We start from the raw sequence: 19,367 nt of genomic DNA, 5'->3' as shown, positions 1-19,367 counted from the left end.
CTTGCAGCTTGCAGCTTGCACTTTGCAGCTTGCAGCTTGCAGCTTGCAGCTTGCACCGGTGGCGAGCGGGCTTGTCCCGCGATGAGGCCAGCAGCTTCACAGAAGATCAGAAGCCAACAGCTAAGCCTCAGCATATGAAATCGAATGTTGTCCCTTGACTGGCTGGCATTGCAGCTTGTCCCGCAGTCGATTCCAATAATGTTTCTCTACCGAGCTCGACAACGTGACCACACCCAGCCACTTTTCCCCCGATCACCCTATTCCCGCCAAGCAGCGCCTGTTCGGCGCGCGCGACCTGTTCGCTCTCTGGTTCTCGCTCGGCATCGGCCTCATGGTCTTGCAGGTCGGCGCGTTGCTGGCGCCGGGCCTGGGGCTTGCCCAGGGTCTGCTGGCGATCTTCATGGGTACCGCGGTCGGCGTCCTGTTACTGGCGGCGGTCGGGGTGACCGGCAGTGATACCGGTCTGTCGGCCATGGCCACGCTGCGCCTGACCCTGGGCGGACATGGCGCGCGCCTGCCGGCGTTATGCAATCTGCTGCAACTGATCGGCTGGGGTTCGTTCGAGCTCATCGTCATGCGCGATGCCGCCAGCCTGCTCGGGGCGCGCGCGTTTGGCGACGATAGCGTCTGGACCAGCCCGCTGCTCTGGACGCTGTGCTTCGGTGCGCTGGCGACCTTGCTCGCGGTCAGCGGGCCGCTGGCGTTCGTGCGCAAGGTCTTGCGCAAATGGGGTATCTGGCTGCTCCTCGGCGCCTGTCTGTGGCTGACCTGGAACCTGTACGCCAAGGTCGATCTCGCGGCGCTCTGGGCGCGGCCTGGCGACGGTTCGTTGTCACTGGCGCTGGGCTTCGACATCGCGATCGCCATGCCGCTGTCCTGGTTGCCGCTGATCGCCGACTACTCGCGCTTCGGCCAGCGCGCCAGCCGCGTCTTCGGCGGCACCGCGCTGGGGTTCTTCATCGGCAACTGCTGGTTGATGAGCCTGGGCGTCGCCTACACCCTGGCTTTCGCGCCCAGCGGCGAAGTCAACGCCCTGCTGCTTGCCCTGGCGGGCGCGGGCCTCGGTATTCCCTTGCTGTTGATCCTGCTCGACGAGTCGGAGAACGCCTTTGCCGATATCCATTCGGCGGCGGTTTCCACCGGCATGCTGGTGCCAGTGAAGGTCGAGCACCTGGCCTTTGCCATCGGCGCATTGTGCACGCTGATCGCCTGCCTGGCGCCATTGGCGCAGTACCAGAACTTCCTGCTGCTGATCGGCTCGGTCTTCGCGCCCCTGTTCGGTGTGGTGCTGATGGACCACTTCGTCATCCGCCGTCGACAACCGCCGACGGTGGTCAAGGGCGTGCATTGGGGGGCTGTACTGGCATGGGGCGTAGGCGTCGCGGCTTACCATCTGCTGGCCAGCCAGGCGCCGGAGCTGGGGGCGACCCTGCCGGCCTTGCTGCTGGCAGGGGTGGTGCACGGTATCTTGAGCGTCAGCCGCGGCCGGGGAACAGCTCGGGCTTGAGAACGGCATTGAGGCGTGGATAAGGGATCTTCAGCTCGATGTGACCCATCGAGTACGGTGCGATCGCATAGACTTCATACTTGACCACCACGGCGCCGTAGGTGAGAGCGATATGCGGGGTCTGGCGGAATGGCCAGGTCTTGACGAACTCGGGATCCTTGTCCATGCCGGTACTGATCAGCCAGGCACGATGAGCCTGCTCGGCGGTCTGCCAGAACGCCGCTTCCTTTCCGGGCAGCAGCATGTCCTGCAGGGTAAGTACCTTGTCCTGCTTGCGCGAGTAGTTGATGAAACCGCGTCCCGGCATGCCGTGGGCGCCGCCGCTGTCGAGGTAGCTCGACAGCTCGATGATCACCAGGCCGTCATGCTGCTCGCGTACCTTGGCTTGCAGGTAGCTGCTGTTACGCTTCTCGGCGCTGGCCAGGTACTGGTCTTCGTAGGCCTTGAGTGAGATCGGCGCGGTGCCGCGCTGGTTGTCCTCTGTCAGCTGCAGCAGGCGGCTTTCGACGATGCCATCCAGCTTCGGCAGGGTCGGGAAGTGGATGGTGTCGATGTTGACCAGCGGACAGTCGCTCTGGCTGCAACCGGGCTTGACGTGTTCCCAGGCCTCGCGCTTGACCTCGAGCGGCGCGCGGTAGCTGGGCTCGAACAAGCTCTGGCACGCGCCGAGGGCCAATGCCAGCACAGCCACGGAAGTCAGTTTGACAAGTGTCATGATGATCCTTGCAGGACAAAAGTTGATCGGCCTTGGACCGTAGGCGGGGCCTTCGGTTCGCCACTAGTGGCTTGTACGGTGGATTCGGATGCTCAACTTCGAGTCCCAGGCTTCGCCAGGCAAGGCACCATGAGGAGTCGTAGCAGGGCTACGGCGAGGAATGGCAACGCAGCCTGGCGAAGCCTGGGGCCGAAGCTGGGCATGCGAATCCGCCACACAGGCCACTAGGCTAAGTGAATGACGCGGGCCTATCCTGTCAGTCATCGCGTCATCTTGAAAGGGATGAAACGTGACGTGACGCAGAGTAGGATGGCCCGATGCGGTAAACGAGGTAATGAGGATTTCCATGTCAGACACGTTGAACTCAGTTCCCGCGGCGGTAGAAATCGTCGAACGGGCCAACTGCTTCCAAGGCTTTTACAAGCTCGACAAGGTGCGCCTGCGCCATGAGCTGTTCGCGGGTGGGATGAGTCGCGAGATCAGCCGCGAGCTGTTCGTGCGCCATGATGCCGTCTGCGTCCTGCCCTATGATGCCCAGCGGGACGAGGTGGTGCTGATCGAGCAGTTTCGTGTCGGCGCGCTCGGCAAGACCGACAATCCCTGGCTGATCGAACTGGTCGCCGGCCTGTTCGACAAGGACGAGCAGCCCGAGGAAGTCGCCCACCGCGAGGCGCAGGAAGAAGCGGGCCTGACCTTCTCCGCGCTATGGCCGATGACCCGCTACTTCCCTTCGCCGGGTGGCAGTGACGAGTATGTCCACCTTTACCTGGGACGCTGCAGCAGCGACGGCGCCGGCGGCTTGCATGGCCTGGAGGAAGAGGGCGAGGACATCCGCGTTCGCGTGTGGGCGTTCGAGGACGCATTGCAGGCGGTGCGTGACGGTCGTATCGGCAACGCGGCAAGCATCATTGCCTTGCAGTGGCTGGCGCTGAACCGGGCGGAAGTCAGGGGGATGTGGTCGTGAACCTCTTGCGCGACCGCTACCGTGTCGATCTGGCAGGGTTGCAGGCAGCCTGCGAGGCCAATTACGCGCGGTTGATGAGACTGTTGCCGGACATGCGCACGACCCAGAGCTCACGCCGCATCGGCATGACCCAGGGCGACCAGATGCTCGGCGTGCTGGCGCTCGATGTCGTGCTCGCCTGTCCTTACACCACGACGCTGCGGGTGCGCCAGGAGCACAGCCTGCCCTGGCTTCCGGTGCCACAGCTCGAAGTCCAGGTCTATCACGACGCGCGCATGGCCGAAGTGGTGAGCGCCGAACATGCCCGGCGCCTGCGCAGCATCTACCCCTATCCGAATGCGGCCATGCACCAGCCGGACGAGAAAGCCCAGCTCAATCTGTTTCTCGGCGAATGGCTGAGCCATTGCCTCGCCTGTGGTCACGAGCTTGCCGTCGTACGCTGAAGCTGCCGGCTACCTGAAAAGTTTGCGCGAAGGCGGCCAAAGGCCATAATCGTGCTGTAAACGTTCAAGGAGACGGCCGTTGCCGCAACTCAATCGCTCCCCCGACGACACACCCGTCCATGTGGTGCAACTGACCGACAGCCATCTGTTCGCCGACGCGAGCGGTACCTTGCTGGGCATGAATACCCGTGACAGCCTTGAGCAGGTGGTCGAACGTGTTCGTCTCGAACAGCCGCGTATCGACCTGCTGCTGTGCACCGGCGACCTCTCCCAGGACGGCACCGAGGCCTCCTATGAAGCGTTTCGACAACTGACCGCGCCGCTGGTCGCGCCCGCGCGCTGGCTGTCGGGCAACCATGACGAAACACAGGTAATGGCTCGTGTGGCCAAGGGTACCGACCTGGTCCAGACAGTCACCGACATCGGTAACTGGCGAATCGTCATGCTCGACTCATCGGTTTCGGGCGCTACCTACGGCTGGCTGGGCGATGACCAGCTCGAACGGCTCGACGAGGCCCTGGCGGGTGCCGACACGCGTCATTGCCTGGTGTGTTTCCATCATCACCCCGTGGATATCGGCTGCGCCTGGATGGCACCCATCGGCTTGCGCGATGCCGACGGCTTGCTGTCGCGCTTGCAGGCGCATGCGAATCTGCGAGTGCTGCTGTGGGGCCATGTCCATCAGGAGTGGGACCAGGTGCGGGACGGACGGCGTCTTCTGGCCAGCCCTTCCACCTGTATCCAGTTCGCCCCGCGCAGCGAGGACTTCAAGGTCAGCGAAGAAAAACCCGGCTATCGTTGGCTGCGTCTGCATGCCGATGGGCGGGTCGAGACCGGTGTCTCGCGGGTCGAGGATTTCGACGTGCGGCTGGATTTCGACAGCGGTGGCTACTGAACAAATTGTTGCGAAAAACGCGAAGCTGCGCCAATGACCCGCGAACAGGCTACACTGCGCGTCCCTGCGCCCGTACCCAAGGGCGCCGCGCAGCCTATTCGGGGGTAGCATGCCGGGTTCGATCCTCTACATCCACGGTTTCAACAGCTCACCGTTGTCGACGAAAGCACGCCAGCTCGTGGCCGTGATGCAGCAGGCGGGGCTCAGCGACCATCTGCGAGTCCCGTCCCTGCACCATCATCCGCGCCAAGCCATGCGCCAGCTGGAGGCATCCATCGCCGAGCTCGGCGCTCCCCTGCTGGTCGGCAGTTCGCTGGGCGGCTACTATGCCACCCACCTTGCCGAACGCCATGGACTCAAGGCACTGCTGATCAACCCGGCGGTCAGCCCGCATCGGCTGTTCGATGGCCAGCTCGGCACCCAGCGCAACTTCTACAGTGGCGAGACCTGGGAGCTGACCCTGGACCACGTGCAGGCCCTGGCCGAACTGGAAGTACCCGCGCCGCAGGACGCCGCGCGCTATCAGGTCTGGTTGCAGACCGCCGACGAGACCTTGGACTACCGCCAGGCCGAGCGTTATTACCGGGCCTGCGCGTTGCGGATCCAGGCCGGTGGCGACCATGGCTTCCAGGGTTTTGCCGCGCGTCTGCCAGCCTTGCTGAGCTACGCCGGCATCGGCCACGAACACTATGCCGCGATCGATTTTTCCACATTCTGATTTTTTGCATTCACCAGACTGACGACGAGAACCCATGGCCAATCCCAGCGCTAGCGCCTATAACGCAGACGCCATCGAAGTCCTCTCCGGCCTCGACCCGGTCCGCAAGCGGCCCGGCATGTATACCGATACCAGCCGACCGAACCACCTGGCTCAGGAAGTCATCGACAACAGCGTCGATGAAGCCCTGGCCGGCCATGCCCGCTCGGTGCAAGTCATCCTGCACGCCGACCATTCGCTCGAAGTCAGCGACGACGGCCGCGGCATGCCGGTGGACATCCACCCGGAAGAAGGCGTGTCCGGGGTCGAGTTGATCCTTACCAAGCTGCATGCCGGCGGCAAGTTCTCCAACAAGAACTACCAGTTCTCCGGCGGCCTGCATGGCGTGGGTATTTCCGTGGTCAACGCCTTGTCGACCCAGGTGCGCGTGCGCGTCAAGCGCGACGGCAACGAATACCAGATGACCTTCGCCAACGGTTTCAAGGCCACCGAGCTGGAAGTGGTCGGCTCGGTCGGCAAGCGCAACACCGGGACCAGCGTGTACTTCGCGCCGGACCCCAAGTATTTCGATTCGGCGAAGTTTTCCGTCAGTCGTCTCAAGCATGTGCTCAAGGCCAAGGCAGTGCTGTGCCCGGGACTGTTGGTCAGCTTCGAGGACAAGGCCAGCGGCGAGAAGGTCGAGTGGCATTACGAGGATGGCCTGCGCTCTTACCTGGTCGACGCGGTAAGCGAGTTCCAGCGCCTGCCGGACGAGCCGTTCTGCGGCAGCCTGGCCGGTAACAAGGAGGCTGTGGACTGGGCTCTGCTGTGGCTGCCGGAAGGCGGCGACAGCGTGCAGGAAAGCTACGTGAACCTGATCCCCACCGCCCAGGGTGGTACCCACGTCAATGGCCTGCGCCAGGGCCTGCTCGACGCGATGCGCGAGTTCTGCGAGTTCCGCAACCTGTTGCCTCGCGGGGTCAAGCTGGCGCCCGAGGACATCTGGGAGCGCATCACCTTCGTGCTGTCGATGAAGATGCAGGAAGCCCAGTTCTCCGGCCAGACCAAGGAGCGTCTGTCATCGCGTGAAGCGGCCGCATTCGTTTCCGGCGTGGTCAAGGATGCCTTTAGCCTCTGGCTCAATGCGCACCCCGAGCTGGGCATGCAACTGGCCGAGCTGGCCATCAGCAATGCCGGACGGCGTCTGAAGGCGAGCAAGAAGGTCGAGCGCAAGCGCATCACCCAGGGCCCGGCACTGCCTGGCAAGCTGGCCGATTGCGCCGGTCAGGACCCCATGCGTGCCGAGCTCTTCCTGGTCGAAGGCGACTCCGCCGGCGGTTCGGCCAAGCAGGCGCGGGACAAGGAATTCCAGGCGATCCTGCCGTTGCGCGGCAAGATCCTCAATACCTGGGAAGTCGACGGCAGCGAGGTCCTGGCGAGCCAGGAAGTGCACAATATCGCCGTGGCGATCGGTGTCGACCCTGGCGCCAGCGACCTCGGCCAGCTGCGCTACGGCAAGGTCTGCATCCTGGCCGACGCCGACTCGGACGGCCTGCACATCGCGACACTGCTGTGCGCCTTGTTCGTCCAGCATTTCCGTCCGCTGGTCGAGGCAGGCCATGTGTACGTGGCCATGCCGCCGCTGTACCGCATCGACCTGGGCAAGGAGATCTACTACGCCCTGGACGAGGCCGAGCGTGACGGCATCCTCGATCGACTGGTCGCCGAGAAGAAGCGCGGCAAGCCACAGGTCACGCGCTTCAAGGGCCTGGGCGAGATGAACCCGCCCCAGCTGCGCGAGACCACGATGGACCCGAACACGCGGCGTCTGGTCCAACTGACCCTCGACGATCTGCAGGGCACCCGCGAGATCATGGACATGCTGCTGGCCAAGAAACGCGCCGGTGATCGCAAGAGCTGGCTGGAAACCAAGGGCAACCTCGCCGAGGTCCTGGCTTGATTCGTCGGCTTCTGGTCGCTGGCCTGGCACTTTTCGCGCTCTCGAGCCAGGCCGCTGATTGGCCTGAGCTCGAGCTCACGGGGGAATACCCGATCGAAGGCATGCGTGGCGGCAACCTTTCGGGGCTGGCAGTCTGCCAAGGCGCGCTGTGGGGAGTGTCGGACCGGGATGACGACCGGATCTACCGCATGGACCGGCAAGGCCCGGTCTGGCAGGCCCAGGCGCTGACCTTCGCGGCGCCACCCGTGCCGGAAAGCGGGCTGCCCTGGGGTTTGCGTTCGCGCAACTGGGCGGCTTCCTTTCTGCGGGGTGGCGTACTCGACTTCGAAGGCATCACGTGTGACCAGGCCGGCAGCTTCTACCTGGTGAGCGAGACGCATGTCGGCGTGCTGCAAGTGCCGCGAGAAGGGGCACCGACCTGGCTCAGGATCGACCCGCAGATGGTCCGTCAGGCTCGTGCCAGCGGCATGCTCCTGCGCTTCAACGCTTTGTTCGAGGGCCTGACGATCAATCCCGCCGGGGACCGTCTGTGGCTGGCCGGCGAGCGCGAGCGACGCGGGCTGGTAAGCGTGCATCGCCAGCAGTCCGTCTGGACCTGCGGGCGCAGTTGCGTGCTGCTCAGCGAGGCAGGCACCGAAACGCCTCCCGCGCAGACCGGCAGGACCCGACCGGTAGCACGCGACTTTGCCGACCTGACACTGTACGAAGGCAAGCTCTTTACCTTGGAGCGCAATGCGTTTCGCATCTGCCGTCGGCATGCCGACACGGGTGAGGTGGAACATTGCTGGTCGTATGCCGCCGAGGCAATGACCGACGCTCGCCGCTATGACCAGCCGTTCGGCCTTGCCGAGGCGCTGGTAATAGATGCCGAGGGCGCCTGGGTGGGGCTGGACAACAACGGCGCCACCCGTGCCGATGGGGAGTCTCGGCCGCTGGTCTGGAAATTCGCCGCGCCCAAGGGCGGATGGAGCGCCAAGCCGTGAGCCAGCCGGGGAAGGGCGCAGGCAAGGCGCTGATGATCCTCGCCTGGATAGCGGCGATGTTCCTTGCCACGCGTTTTTTCGGCCAGTGGGAAGCCCGTCAGCACAATCCCAACCAGCTGGTGCAATCGGAACACGGTGAGGGCTTCATCGAAGTTCGCCTGCTGGGCAATGGCCAGGGACATTTCGTCGCCGATGGTGCGATCAACGGCCAACAGGTGCGGTTCATGCTCGACACCGGCGCCACGGACGTGGCAATTCCCGAAGGACTGGCCGGCAAACTGGCGCTGCAACGCGGCGCCCCGGTCATGCTCAGTACCGCCAACGGGCGTACACAGGGTTATCGGACCCGTCTTGCCAGCCTGCAGCTGGGCGATATCCAGCTGCGTGACGTGCGCGCCCTGGTGGTGCCTGGCCTGGACGGCGAGCAGGTACTGCTGGGCATGAGCGCCTTGAAACAACTTGAATTTACCCAGCGCGGCGGCACCTTGCTGCTGCGCCAGAACCTGAAATGACGAGGCCCGCATGAGCGACCCACTCGAACTCAGTCTCGACGGCGTCGAACGCCGGTCATTGGCTGACTTCACCGAACAGGCCTACCTCAATTACTCCATGTACGTGATCATGGACCGGGCCTTGCCGCACATCGGCGACGGCCTCAAGCCGGTACAACGACGTATCGTCTACGCCATGAGCGAGTTGGGGCTTGATGCCGACTCCAAGCACAAGAAGTCGGCGCGTACCGTCGGCGATGTGCTCGGCAAGTTCCACCCCCATGGCGATTCGGCCTGCTACGAGGCCATGGTGCTGATGGCCCAGCCGTTCAGCTACCGCTACACGCTGGTCGATGGTCAGGGCAACTGGGGTGCGCCGGACGATCCGAAATCGTTCGCCGCCATGCGTTACACCGAGGCGCGCCTTTCGCGCTACTCCGAAGTGCTGCTCAGCGAGCTGGGTCAGGGCACGGTCGATTGGGTGCCCAACTTCGACGGTACGATGCAGGAGCCGTCCGTGCTGCCCGCGCGCCTGCCGAACATCCTGCTCAACGGGACGACCGGTATCGCCGTCGGCATGGCCACCGATGTTCCGCCGCACAACCTGCGCGAAGTCGCCGCCGCCTGCGTGCGCCTGCTCGATGAGCCCAAGGCCACGGTCGAACAACTCTGCGAGCATATCCAGGGTCCGGACTATCCGACCGAAGCCGAGATCATCACGCCGCGTGCCGAGCTGAACAGGATCTACGAGACCGGCCGAGGCTCGATCCGCATGCGTGCGGTATTCCGGGTCGAGGATGGCGACATCGTGGTCACCGCCTTGCCGCATCAGGTGTCCGGTGCCAAGGTGCTGGAGCAGATCGCCGCGCAGATGCAGGCCAAGAAACTGCCCATGGTCGCCGACCTGCGGGATGAGTCCGACCACGAAAACCCCTGCCGCATCGTCATCATCCCGCGTTCCAATCGTGTCGATGCCGATGAGCTGATGCAGCACCTGTTCGCGACTACCGATCTGGAAAGCACCTACCGGGTCAACGTCAACATCATCGGCCTGGACGGTCGACCGCAGCTGAAGAACCTGCGCACGCTGCTGCAGGAGTGGCTGCAGTACCGCATCGGTACGGTTCGTCGTCGACTTCAGCACCGCCTCGACAAGGTCGAGAGGCGCTTGCACCTGCTCGACGGCTTGCTGGTCGCCTTCCTCAATCTGGACGAGGTGATCCATATCATCCGGACCGAGGAGCATCCCAGGCAGGCCCTGATCGATCGCTTCGCGCTGACCGAGACCCAGGCCGACTACATTCTCGAGACCCGCCTGCGTCAGCTGGCGCGTCTTGAAGAAATGAAGATCCGCGGCGAGCAGGAGGAATTGCTCAAGGAGCAGGCCAAGCTGGCTGCCCTGCTCGGTAGCGATGCCAAGTTGCGCAAGCTCGTACGTACCGAGCTGCTCAAGGATGCACAGACCTACGGCGACGACCGCCGCTCGCCGATCGTCGCGCGTGCCGAGGCCAAGGCCCTGTCGGAAAATGAGTTGATGCCGACCGAGCCGGTGACCGTGGTGCTTTCGGAAAAAGGCTGGATACGTTGTGCCAAGGGACATGATATCGATGCCACCGGGCTTTCCTACAAGGCAGGGGACGTTTTCAAGGCCGCTGCCAATGGACGCTCGAATCAGTTCGCGGTGCTCATCGACTCCACCGGGCGCAGCTATTCGGTTGCGGCGCATACCTTGCCCTCGGCCCGTGGCCAGGGCGAGCCCCTGACCGGGCGCCTGACGCCACCCCCGGGTGCCACTTTCGAATGCCTGTTGTTGCCCGAGGACAACGCGTTGTATGTGGTGGCTTCGGACGCCGGCTACGGATTCGTGGTCAAGGGCGAAGACCTGCAGGCCAAGAACAAGGCCGGCAAGGGGCTGCTCAGCCTGCCGAACGGTTCCAAGGTCATGCCGCCGCAGCCGGTGGCCGATCGGGAGCGAGACTGGCTGGCGGCGGTCAGCAGCGAGGGGCGCCTCCTGGTCTTCAAGATCAGCGACCTGCCGCAACTGGGCAAGGGCAAGGGCAACAAGATCATTGGCATCCCGGGTGATCGGGTGGCCAGTCGTGAGGAGTATGTGACCGACCTTGCCGTGATCCGCGAGGGGTCGACCCTGGTGCTGCAGGCGGGCAAACGCACGCTGTCGCTGAAAGCCGATGACCTCGAGCATTATAAAGGCGAACGGGGACGTCGCGGTAACAAGCTGCCACGCGGCTTTCAGCGGGTCGATGGGTTGAAGGTGGAAGGTTCCGCCTGATTGTATCGGTGCCTGTAACGGCTGTTTCGGCGTCGTTACAGGCATAAATGCTGGAGTCTGGCGGCTATTTCACGGATGATAGTGCCCTTCTGGCGCCAGCGTGGCTGTGTGTCCTGACGAATTAATATCAGTATCACTGCGGTTGCCTGCTGGCGACTGCCTGGATGGGATGAATGAGATTTCTGCGCCTTCCATTTATTTTGCTGGTGACTGGCGTACTAGGGCTCTCTGGTTGCAGCATGCACCAGCCTGTCGCCCTGTATCAGCTTGACAGCGGCGCCCCGGAACAGCCCTCGCAGAGTGCGGGCATGGCTGTCGTGCTCGGCCCGGTATCCGTGGCCGATTACCTGCAACGCGAAACCTTCCTGCAGCGTCAGGCTGATGGCAGCCTGGTGGCGGCGACCGACGGTCGTTGGGCGGGTAGCCTGTCTTCGGATATCGACCAGTTGCTGGTACGTCAACTTGCCTGGCGCCTGGACAGCCAACGCGTGGTCCTGGCACCGGCAAGCACCGGCTTCAGCCCCGATGTGCAAGTTCTGTTGTCGATCACCCGCCTGGATTCGGGCAGCAACCAGCCTGCGATCCTCGATGCCCAATGGCGTGTGCTCGATCGGCGTGGCCATGTGCGCGATAACCGTATCGTGCATCTGCAGCAGGAGCATCAGGGTACCGAGGCTTCTCAGGTACAGGCCCAGGGGCAATTGCTGCAGAAGCTTGCCGAACAGCTGAGCGCTGCCGTCAAACTGCTGGCCAACCAGCCTGCGGTGGTCGAGGAGACCCCGAAGAAGCCCGCGGCGCCGGTGCAGGTGCGCAAGGAGCCCGAGAAGTCGAAGATCCCGATGGCTGCGCCTATTCGGACCGAGATGGAAGTCTATCGGTTCTAGAGCCTTCGGGTTCTGAAGGGGCTGATCGAAAAAAAACCGTTGCCAGAGGCCTGGCAGCGGTTTTTTTATGAGGCTGCTGAGGTAATACCGGTCAGTCAAGGAAAGCATTCAACGCCGAATGTTATGCCTTTGTTTTTCTCTCAAGCCTTCTGTGAAGCTTATGGCCTATCGCGGGACAAGCCCGCTCACCACCCGGACATGTCTTCACTGCACCGTGCACCGGTGGTGAGCGGGCTTGTCCCGCGATAGGCCATAAGCTTCATAGAAGATGTAGAAGCCGAAAGATAAGCTTCAGCATCTGAAACCGAATGCTTTTCCTTAGCTGACGGGCATTAGGCTGATGAGGGTTGCCCCGTACCGCCCGACGGCATGCGTCGGGCAGACTTGGGTCAAGCGTCGCGCTCGTGCATCCGCGCCAGTTGCCGTTCGAGCATCGAAGGATAAGGCTCCATCAATCGCTCGACGCAGCAGGCGCCCTCAGGGCTTGCGATCGGGCGAATGCGCGCGCGTTGGCGGATCAGGGCGTCATCGTTGATCTTGCGTTCCACCAGCAGCAGGTTACGGCTGTGCTGGGACAGGGCCAACGCATCCTGGGCCTTGTCGGTCAGCAGCAGGTCGACCTGACTCAGACCATGGAGGTCGCCGGCCAGGACCAGGCCCAGTTGCAGCTGCAACGTGATGCCACTGTCCGCCACTTCGATCTGCAAGGCATGGCCGAGCGCACGTAGCAACTCGCCACAGCAGATGGCGTTGGTCAGATAATCCTCACCACAGTCGCGGCTGTGGAACACCAACAGATTGCTGCCATCGCTCAAGGTGAAGATCTCACCATCGTAGAGAGAAGCGGCCTGGTCGAGGCAGTCGCGATAGCGTTCCAACAATTCGGTCAGACGGGTGCGCGGCAGGCGACGCAACTGCTCCTGCGAGCCGAGCTGGACCGCTAGAATGGCGCTGCTCTGGGGCTCCGAGGCAGCGTTGGTGGCAGGTTTCGCCTTGCTTTGAGGAGCGTCGATCAGATCGGCAAAGGCCTCATCGTCATTCTCATCCTCGATCGCCTTCACCGTCCTTGGAACGCTTGGCTTGAGCGGGTGCTGGTCCAATGCCTGAGGTTCGTCGAACGTGCTTTCGTCCTCTTCTTCCTCCGGTTCCGGCGGTGGAGGCGGGGCCAGGCGCGCGTGCAACTGGCGGGCAAGATCGCCGATCTCGTCCTGGCGGTCGATTGCCGGGGTATAGGGGTGCGGGGCACGCAGCCAGACACGCAGCTGCAGCAATGGAGTCGACATGTATCGTCCCAGGCGCAGGCTCAAGGCCAGCGCCAGTGCCAGAAGGATCCCGGCGAGAATACCCATGCTCTGCAGACTGATGGTCAGCGGCTGCTGGAACTGGGCCATGTCGAGGCTGATGCGCAGCTGGCCGGCGGTCACGTCCTGGAACGTGATCTTGGTCTGGTAAAGGCCTTGCGCCTCGCCGAGCAGGCTGTTCTTGGGGCGCTGGCCTGCCTCTGCGAGTATGCGATTGTCCACGCTATAGATGGCGGCGTGGGCTACCAGCGGGTTCTTCACCAGATTGCCCAGCAGGACGTTGAGACTGAGGATGTCGTTGGACACCAGCAGCTCCGTCGCCGACGTGGCGGTCTGGATGGTCAGGCTCTGGCCGAGGGCATCTGCCTGATCGTGCATGGCCTGCTTGAATTGCAGGCCCATGACGCAGGCATAGATGACCAGGGCCAAGGCGACCAGGAAGATGTTGTAGCTGGCAATCCGCAGCGCCAGGGGAACTCGGCGTTGGCGCAGGGCGCGAAAGATCATCAGGAAGAAGTTGTCTGGCTTGACGGGCGTGGGCCGGTTCACAGAGCTCGGATCTTTATGGCGGGAAAGTGCTGCGCAGTATAGCGAGCCGAGTTTTGTCGGCAAAGTATCGTTAGCGCCCGATCGGCACCGAAAGTGGGTAGAATGCGCTTTTTTTCATCGAGTCGGAGTCCGTCTTGCGCGAAATCGTCCTGATCAACATCACCGGCGAGGACCGTCCAGGTCTCACTGCTGCCCTTACAGGCGTCCTGGTTCAAGGCGGCATCGGCATCCTCGATATCGGTCTGGCCGTCATGCACGGAACCCTGTCGTTCGGCATCCTGGTCGACATCCCGGACACCGAGGCCGCTTCGCACCTGCTTCAGGGCGTCCAGGCCAAGGCCCACGAGCTGGGCTTGCAGGCTCGTTATACACCTGTCTCCGAAGCCGACTACCAGCATTGGGTCGACGGTCATGGTTCCGCACGCCACATCGTCACCTTGCTCAGCCGCAAGGTCACCCCCGAACAGCTGCAACGTGTCACCTCGGTCATTGCCGACCATGGCCTGACCATCGAACGGATCGAACGGTTGTCCTCGCGCGTAGCGCTGGACACGGCGCCCGCCAAGAGCAAGGCCTGTATCGAGATCTCCGTTCGCGGCGAGCCTAGCGATACGCAAGCGCTGCGCGCCGAGTTCTTTGCGCTGGCGGACACGTTCGGTATCGATATCGCCTTCCAGCTGGATGATCTGTTCCGCCGCAACCGCCGCCTGGCGGTCTTCGACATGGACTCTACCCTGATCGAGGCCGAAGTGATCGACGAGCTGGCCAAGGCGGCCGGTGTAGGAGAGCAGGTGTCGGCGATCACCGAACGGGCCATGCGCGGTGAACTCGATTTTCGCGCGAGCTTCAAGGAGCGCATGGCTTTGCTCAAGGGGCTGGATGTCGGCGTGCTGGACCAGATCGGCGCGTCCCTGCGCCTGACCGAGGGGGCCGAGACGCTGTTCGTCGAGCTCAAGCGCCTGGGTTACAAGACCGCGATCCTGTCGGGTGGCTTCTCCTACTTCGCCAAGCAGGTCCAGGCGCGCCTGGGTATCGACTATGTCTTTGCCAATGAGCTGGAAGTTGTCGATGGCAAGGTGACCGGGGTGGCGGTAGAACCGATCGTCGATGCTCAACGCAAGGCCGACCTGCTTACCGAGCTGGCGCGCAAGGAAGGCCTGCAACTGGAGCAGACCATCGCCGTGGGCGACGGAGCCAATGACCTGCCGATGCTGGCCCTGGCCGGCCTTGGCGTGGCTTTCCGCGCCAAGCCGCTGGTGCGCCAGTCCGCCAAGCAGTCGATCTCGACCCTGGGTCTGGATGGCATTCTTTATTTGCTAGGGATGCGGGACCGCGACGCCCGCGGCTGAAGATTGGCGGGCGTTTGCCATTGAATTCAAGGCGTCCTTGAAACCGAGCGCCGCTTGCGCGGCGTCGCGGGGCAAGCCCGCTCACCACTGGTCCGCGGTGCATTGCAGGGATGAGTCCGCACGACCGGCTCATGGCGCGTCGCGGGACAAGCCTGCTCACCACTGGTCTGCGGTGCATTGCAGGATGAGTCCGCACGACCGGCTCATGGCGCGTCGCGGGACAAGCCCGCTCACCACTGGCCCGCGGTGCATTGCAGAATGAGTCCGCACGACCGGCTCATGGCGCGTTGCGGGATAAGCCTGCTCACCACTGGTCTGCGGTGCATTGCAGGATGAGTCCACACGACCGGCTCATGGCGCGTCGCGGGACAAGCCCGCTCACCACTGGTCCGCGGTGCATTGCAGGATGAGTCCGCACGACCGGCTCATGGCGCGTCGCGGGGCAAGCCTGCTCACCACTGGTCCGCGGTGCATTGCAGGGATGAGTCCGCACGACCGGCTCATGGCGCGTCGCGGGACAAGCCCGCTCACCACTGGTCTGCGGTGCATTGCAGGATGAGTCCGCACGACCGGCTCATGGCGCGTCGCGGGACAAGCCCGCCCACCACTGGTCCGCGGTGCATTGCAGGATGAGTCTGCACGACCGGTCTATGGCGCGTCGCGGGGCGGGTCCGCTCACCACTGGTCCATGGCGCGTCGCGGGATAAGCGCGCTCACCACTGGGGCGCGATGCTAAAAGAATGGGGAGCAACACCAGCATCAGCTGGATCCCTGCCCAGCAGTCGGTGGTTCTCATCTTTTCCGGTCAGGCAAATCTCAGGTGGCGAGCGGGCTTGTCCCGCGATGCGCCGCGCAAGCGGCGCTCGATCTCGAAAGCGCCGAAACCAAACGGCGTGCGCCTAGCTTTCGCAACGAGGTCCAGGGCGCCTACCTCAAATAAAAAGCTATGCAGGCACGACGTTTGCGGGGGCTTTCCTGTCGGTCGAATCAACCCTGGGCGGGAACTGCCAGCAACTCGCCCATGCTCACCGCGGATCCGGCACCCAATGTCTGTGCCCACTTCACCTGCTCCGGCCCGAACAGTACGACAGCAGTGGAACCGAGCTTGAAGCGACCGAGCTCCGCGCCTTTTTCCAGATGGATCGGCTCGCGGCTGCCTTCGTCGTAACGGAACGTCTTCAGTTCACGCTTGGGCGGAGTCACCAGGCCGGCCCAGACCGTCTCGACCGAGGCAACGATCATCGCACCCACCAGTACCACGGCCATCGGACCGCGCTCGGTGTCGAACAGGCAGACGACACGCTCGTTGCGAGCGAACAGCTCAGGAACGTTTTCCGCCGTGGTCTGGTTCACCGAGAACAGCCGGCCAGGCACATAGACCATTTCGCGCAGGGTGCCGGCCAGCGGCATGTGTACGCGGTGGTAATCCTTCGGCGACAGGTAGATGGTGGCGAACTCGCCGCCCATGAAGGGCGCGGCCAGGGCAGGGTCGCCGCCCAGCAGTTCGAGGGCGCTGTAGCTGTGGCCTTTTGCCTGGAAGATACGGCCGTGCTCGATCGGGCCTACCTGGCTCACCGCTCCATCCGCGGGGCAGAGGATGGCGCCCGGTGTCTGGTCCAGCGGGCGAGCGCCCGGCTTGAGGGCGCGGGTGAAGAAGGCGTTGAAATGCTCGTAGGCGGTCAGGTCTTCGACCAGGGCCTGGGACATGTCGACCTGGTAGCGCTTGGCGAACCAGGCGGTGAAGGCATTCTTGAACCAGCGCACGCGGCATTCGGCAACGCAGCCGGCCAGTCGCGACAGCAGATGGTGCGGCAGCAGGTACTGACTGAGGATGAACAAGCGGGATTTCATTGAGTTTCCTTAAACGTATCTACTGGCGTGTCCGGGTGGTTGCCCCATTCGCCCCAGGAGCCGGCATAGGCCTTGACCCGTGGGTAGCCCAGGTGCTTGGCCACCAGGTAGGTGAAGCCGGAGCGGTGATGGGTCTGGCAGTGGGTGATCACTTCCTTGTCTGGAGTGATGCCCAGGCGCTCGAGTATCTCCGGCATGTCCTTGCGGATGCGCAGGTGATCGTTGAGGTCCATGCCGGCAGTCCATTCGAAATTGATCGCGCCGGGGATATGACCGCCCTTGGCGGCCAGGACTTTGTCGCCCCGATATTCACCGAGGCTGCGGGCATCCCAGATCGCCAGGTCATCGGCGCCCAGCCGGCTTTGCAGGTACTCGCGGGTCGCGGTGGGCTCGGGATGCAGGTTCAGGCTGACCGGGGCGCCGGCGCTGGGTGGAATGTCGGTCGAGAGCTTGTCGGCCGGCCACGCCTGGATACCACCGTTGAGGTAGTGATAACGGTCATGACCGATGACATCGAGCAGCCAGATGAAACGCCCGGCCCAGCCACCGCCTTCGTCGTCATAGACCACATAGACGGCATCATGGCGATGTCCCAGTTCGCCGAACAGCTTTTCCAGGTCGGCACGGTTAGGCAGCAGGCCGGGGGCCGGCGGCTGGCCCAGCTGAGTGCGCTTGGGGTCGACAAAGCGGGCGCCGGGGATATGGCCGCTGCCATAGCGATTGACGCTGGTGAGGTCTACCAGGATCAGCTGGGGGGCATGCAGGCGAGGCAGCAGGTCGGCCGCTTCGATTACCAGCGGCAGGCCGGAAAAGTCAGTCATCCGAGTCTCCAGGGTGGAACAGAGGGGCGATTGTAGCGCATGCCTCAAGCGTTGCGGTTGCCAAAGGCAGCCAGGGCCCGCTCGATGCAAGGCGTGGTCTTGCCGAAGGCCTGGACGCTGACGTCGGCCAGCGGTTTGCCTCCTTGGTCGGCAATCGCCAGCATCAATACCTGGCCATTGACTGCCAGGGAACGCAGCAGCAGATGTTCACCATCGAAGCAGGCGCGCAGCGCCGCGGGCATCAATGCGCCGAACTGGGCGTGGTTTTCGGGCGTCAGGCGCAGTTGCGCCGGTTGACTGGTCAGGCGCTGCAGAAGCTTGTTGCCCTCGACGGGCATATGCAGCGCTGCCGCTTCCCTGGGCAGCCCCGCGGTCTGCAGGACGCGCAGGCTGTTGTTGGCCTTGTCGAGCATCAGCAGCATGATTCGCTGCATGCCGCAGGCGAGCAGGGCGTCACGCGCCTGTGTGCTCAGGTGAATGGCATTGGTGAACGGACTTGGCTGCGCCAGCAGCTCGGTGCACAACTTGCGCCAGCGATCGATGTCTTCGCTAGCGGGCGCGGGCGGGGCCAGCATGTCGGGGTGAGGACGACGCTGATCCCAGGGCCACAGCAGTGCCACGGCCGGATGGAACAGCGCGTGACTGGCATGCTGGCGCGCGCTGGCCGCGGCCTGTTGGTGGACCTGCTGCTGCACATCGTCGAGCGAGGTCTGCAGGTAGAGGCTGGTCAGTAACTGCCAACGCAGCAGGTGTGGGTTGTCCCAGCCGACCTGGGCGGCAAGTGCCAGGCCGTTGGCCAGCAAGACGGTGTTGGCCGGCTGGTTGAACCAGCGGCGCAGGCCCGGCTCTTCGTCGAGGCGGTGCTGCTGAACGAGGGGATCCTCCTCGCGGGCGATGCTCAAGGTCTTGGCCAGCTGATCGCGCTCTTCCAGCAGCAACCGATAGCCCTGGGTGACCCATCCCGGGAGACGCCAGTGCTCCGCCACGGCCCGGCACAACTGCATGATCCGCACGCCGAACAGCTCTTGCTCCACGTGCGCGGCGTCCTCTCCCTTATGAATGACCCGCAGCTCCCAGGCGTCGAGCAACCTCGGATGCACCATGGCCAAGGGCCACAGAGGGGCGAGAAACAACAGGCTGCCCCAGTGGATCTCCTGCCACAGGCGCGCCAGGCGGCTGGCGAACAGGCCGCTGGCCTGTTGGCTCGCGTGCTGGCTGATCAGCTGGAATTGGCGCAGCACGGGAGGGATGTCGATGTCCGGCAGAGCGGGCAAGCGCGCCAGCAGCTGCCCGGTACGGGTCAGGCCGAGGCGATTGAGCGCCACTTCCAGGCTTTCCGCCGGCTCGGCCTGGCTGGCATTGGCCGAATGATTGGCCTCGCGTATCACGCTCAGGACCAGCGCGGGGCTGCCTTGCATCAGTTCGGCGATGTCGCGCATCGAACGACGGCTGTCGTTGATGGCAGCCATGACACGATCATGACTGAGCTTGGGCACGGGTAGGCGAATGCTGTCGAGCAGCTTTACCCAGCCCTCCAGTGTAGGCGGAATCTGACTTGGAACCTTGGTTTCAATTGGCATTTTGACATCAGTCCGAACTGACTTTTCGCTTTGACTGGCTATAGTCTGGCGCAGTTCTGCCGATAAGTAGAAGAAGAGTTTTCAAGC

The 19,367-nt window shown here is 63.6% G+C and carries 16 protein-coding genes; 11 read left to right on the top strand and 5 right to left on the bottom strand.

What is annotated here, in order from left to right; all coding sequences use genetic code 11:
• The first annotated feature begins 223 nt into the window (after positions 1 to 223).
• On the top strand, positions 224 to 1,507 hold the full coding sequence (gene cytX / locus G7009_RS14165; protein ID WP_181130699.1) for a putative hydroxymethylpyrimidine transporter CytX: 1,284 nt from the start codon (positions 224 to 226) through the stop codon (positions 1,505 to 1,507).
• On the opposite strand, the gene G7009_RS14160 is transcribed toward cytX, so the two are convergent.
• Positions 1,476 to 2,222, bottom strand: a complete 747-nt coding sequence (locus G7009_RS14160) for an RsiV family protein (protein ID WP_181130698.1) — start codon at positions 2,220 to 2,222, stop codon at positions 1,476 to 1,478. The two genes, cytX and G7009_RS14160, sit on opposite strands and share 32 nt — an antisense overlap.
• A gap of 346 nt (positions 2,223 to 2,568) precedes the next feature.
• Between G7009_RS14160 and G7009_RS14155 the strand changes: the two genes are divergently transcribed.
• The 9 genes from G7009_RS14155 to G7009_RS14115 all read left to right on the top strand — a co-directional run bounded on the left by G7009_RS14155 (position 2,569) and on the right by G7009_RS14115 (position 11,829).
• A complete protein-coding gene (locus G7009_RS14155) occupies positions 2,569 to 3,186 on the top strand; it encodes an NUDIX domain-containing protein (RefSeq protein WP_181130697.1) in 618 nt (205 codons plus the stop codon).
• The gene (locus G7009_RS14150) at positions 3,177 to 3,629 is read left to right on the top strand and encodes a DUF1249 domain-containing protein (RefSeq protein ID WP_181130696.1); all 453 of its coding nucleotides are present in this window, start codon (positions 3,177 to 3,179) and stop codon (positions 3,627 to 3,629) included. Before G7009_RS14155 ends, G7009_RS14150 begins: the two co-directional genes overlap by 10 nt.
• Positions 3,630 to 3,708: 79 nt before the next feature.
• A complete protein-coding gene (gene cpdA / locus G7009_RS14145; protein ID WP_181130695.1) occupies positions 3,709 to 4,524 on the top strand; it encodes a 3',5'-cyclic-AMP phosphodiesterase in 816 nt (271 codons plus the stop codon).
• A gap of 109 nt (positions 4,525 to 4,633) precedes the next feature.
• Positions 4,634 to 5,242: a YqiA/YcfP family alpha/beta fold hydrolase gene (locus G7009_RS14140; RefSeq protein WP_181130694.1), complete on the top strand. Its 609-nt coding sequence runs from the start codon at positions 4,634 to 4,636 to the stop codon at positions 5,240 to 5,242.
• Between the two features lie 34 nt (positions 5,243 to 5,276).
• Entirely contained in the window at positions 5,277 to 7,181 is a 1,905-nt protein-coding gene (parE, locus tag G7009_RS14135) for a DNA topoisomerase IV subunit B (RefSeq protein WP_181130693.1), read from the top strand.
• Positions 7,178 to 8,164 (top strand): esterase-like activity of phytase family protein, encoded by a 987-nt coding sequence (locus tag G7009_RS14130; protein ID WP_181130692.1) that lies wholly within the window; start codon positions 7,178 to 7,180, stop codon positions 8,162 to 8,164. The genes parE and G7009_RS14130 overlap by 4 nt, the downstream gene beginning before the upstream one ends.
• On the top strand, positions 8,161 to 8,676 hold the full coding sequence (locus tag G7009_RS14125) for a retropepsin-like aspartic protease family protein (RefSeq protein WP_181130691.1): 516 nt from the start codon (positions 8,161 to 8,163) through the stop codon (positions 8,674 to 8,676). Before G7009_RS14130 ends, G7009_RS14125 begins: the two co-directional genes overlap by 4 nt.
• A gap of 10 nt (positions 8,677 to 8,686) precedes the next feature.
• On the top strand, positions 8,687 to 10,945 hold the full coding sequence (gene parC / locus G7009_RS14120; RefSeq protein WP_181130690.1) for a DNA topoisomerase IV subunit A: 2,259 nt from the start codon (positions 8,687 to 8,689) through the stop codon (positions 10,943 to 10,945).
• A 173-nt stretch (positions 10,946 to 11,118) separates the two neighbouring features.
• Positions 11,119 to 11,829, top strand: a complete 711-nt coding sequence (locus G7009_RS14115) for a PqiC family protein (RefSeq protein ID WP_181130689.1) — start codon at positions 11,119 to 11,121, stop codon at positions 11,827 to 11,829.
• Between the two features lie 389 nt (positions 11,830 to 12,218).
• Here the strand turns inward: G7009_RS14115 and G7009_RS14110 are convergent, their stop codons facing one another.
• The gene (locus tag G7009_RS14110; RefSeq protein WP_181130688.1) at positions 12,219 to 13,679 is read right to left on the bottom strand and encodes a histidine kinase; all 1,461 of its coding nucleotides are present in this window, start codon (positions 13,677 to 13,679) and stop codon (positions 12,219 to 12,221) included.
• 134 nt (positions 13,680 to 13,813) lie between these two features.
• Here G7009_RS14110 and serB point away from each other — a divergent pair, with 134 nt between their 5' ends.
• A complete protein-coding gene (gene serB, locus G7009_RS14105; protein WP_181130687.1) occupies positions 13,814 to 15,028 on the top strand; it encodes a phosphoserine phosphatase SerB in 1,215 nt (404 codons plus the stop codon).
• Positions 15,029 to 16,015: 987 nt separating this feature from the next.
• On the opposite strand, the gene asd is transcribed toward serB, so the two are convergent.
• From asd to G7009_RS14090, 3 genes are read right to left on the bottom strand one after another with little or no spacing between them, the layout of a single operon-like run.
• The gene (gene asd / locus G7009_RS14100) at positions 16,016 to 16,879 is read right to left on the bottom strand and encodes an archaetidylserine decarboxylase (RefSeq protein ID WP_181130686.1); all 864 of its coding nucleotides are present in this window, start codon (positions 16,877 to 16,879) and stop codon (positions 16,016 to 16,018) included.
• Positions 16,876 to 17,700: a rhodanese-like domain-containing protein gene (locus tag G7009_RS14095; RefSeq protein WP_181130685.1), complete on the bottom strand. Its 825-nt coding sequence runs from the start codon at positions 17,698 to 17,700 to the stop codon at positions 16,876 to 16,878. Before G7009_RS14095 ends, asd begins: the two co-directional genes overlap by 4 nt.
• A 44-nt stretch (positions 17,701 to 17,744) precedes the next feature.
• Positions 17,745 to 19,280: an HDOD domain-containing protein gene (locus G7009_RS14090; protein WP_181130684.1), complete on the bottom strand. Its 1,536-nt coding sequence runs from the start codon at positions 19,278 to 19,280 to the stop codon at positions 17,745 to 17,747.
• Positions 19,281 to 19,367 lie beyond the last annotated feature (87 nt).

It is taken from the genome of Pseudomonas capeferrum (assembly GCF_013523055.1).
In the GTDB taxonomy this organism is placed as follows: Bacteria; Pseudomonadota; Gammaproteobacteria; order Pseudomonadales; family Pseudomonadaceae; genus Aquipseudomonas; species Aquipseudomonas capeferrum_A.
Note: the sequence above shows the minus strand (reverse complement) of the source record. Positions and strands in the feature narration are given on the sequence as shown.

What these genes read in the sequence shown, in the direction of transcription:
- G7009_RS14160 (WP_181130698.1), bottom strand. Translation starts at nt 2,222, where the DNA reads ATGACACTTGTCAAACTGACTTCCGTGGCTGTGCTGGCATTGGCCCTC.
- G7009_RS14155 (WP_181130697.1), top strand. Translation starts at nt 2,569, where the DNA reads ATGTCAGACACGTTGAACTCAGTTCCCGCGGCGGTAGAAATCGTCGAA.
- G7009_RS14140 (WP_181130694.1), top strand. Translation starts at nt 4,634, where the DNA reads ATGCCGGGTTCGATCCTCTACATCCACGGTTTCAACAGCTCACCGTTG.
- parE (WP_181130693.1), top strand. Translation starts at nt 5,277, where the DNA reads ATGGCCAATCCCAGCGCTAGCGCCTATAACGCAGACGCCATCGAAGTC.
- parC (WP_181130690.1), top strand. Translation starts at nt 8,687, where the DNA reads ATGAGCGACCCACTCGAACTCAGTCTCGACGGCGTCGAACGCCGGTCA.
- G7009_RS14115 (WP_181130689.1), top strand. Translation starts at nt 11,119, where the DNA reads ATGAGATTTCTGCGCCTTCCATTTATTTTGCTGGTGACTGGCGTACTA.
- asd (WP_181130686.1), bottom strand. Translation starts at nt 16,879, where the DNA reads ATGAAATCCCGCTTGTTCATCCTCAGTCAGTACCTGCTGCCGCACCAT.
- G7009_RS14095 (WP_181130685.1), bottom strand. Translation starts at nt 17,700, where the DNA reads ATGACTGACTTTTCCGGCCTGCCGCTGGTAATCGAAGCGGCCGACCTG.
- G7009_RS14090 (WP_181130684.1), bottom strand. Translation starts at nt 19,280, where the DNA reads ATGCCAATTGAAACCAAGGTTCCAAGTCAGATTCCGCCTACACTGGAG.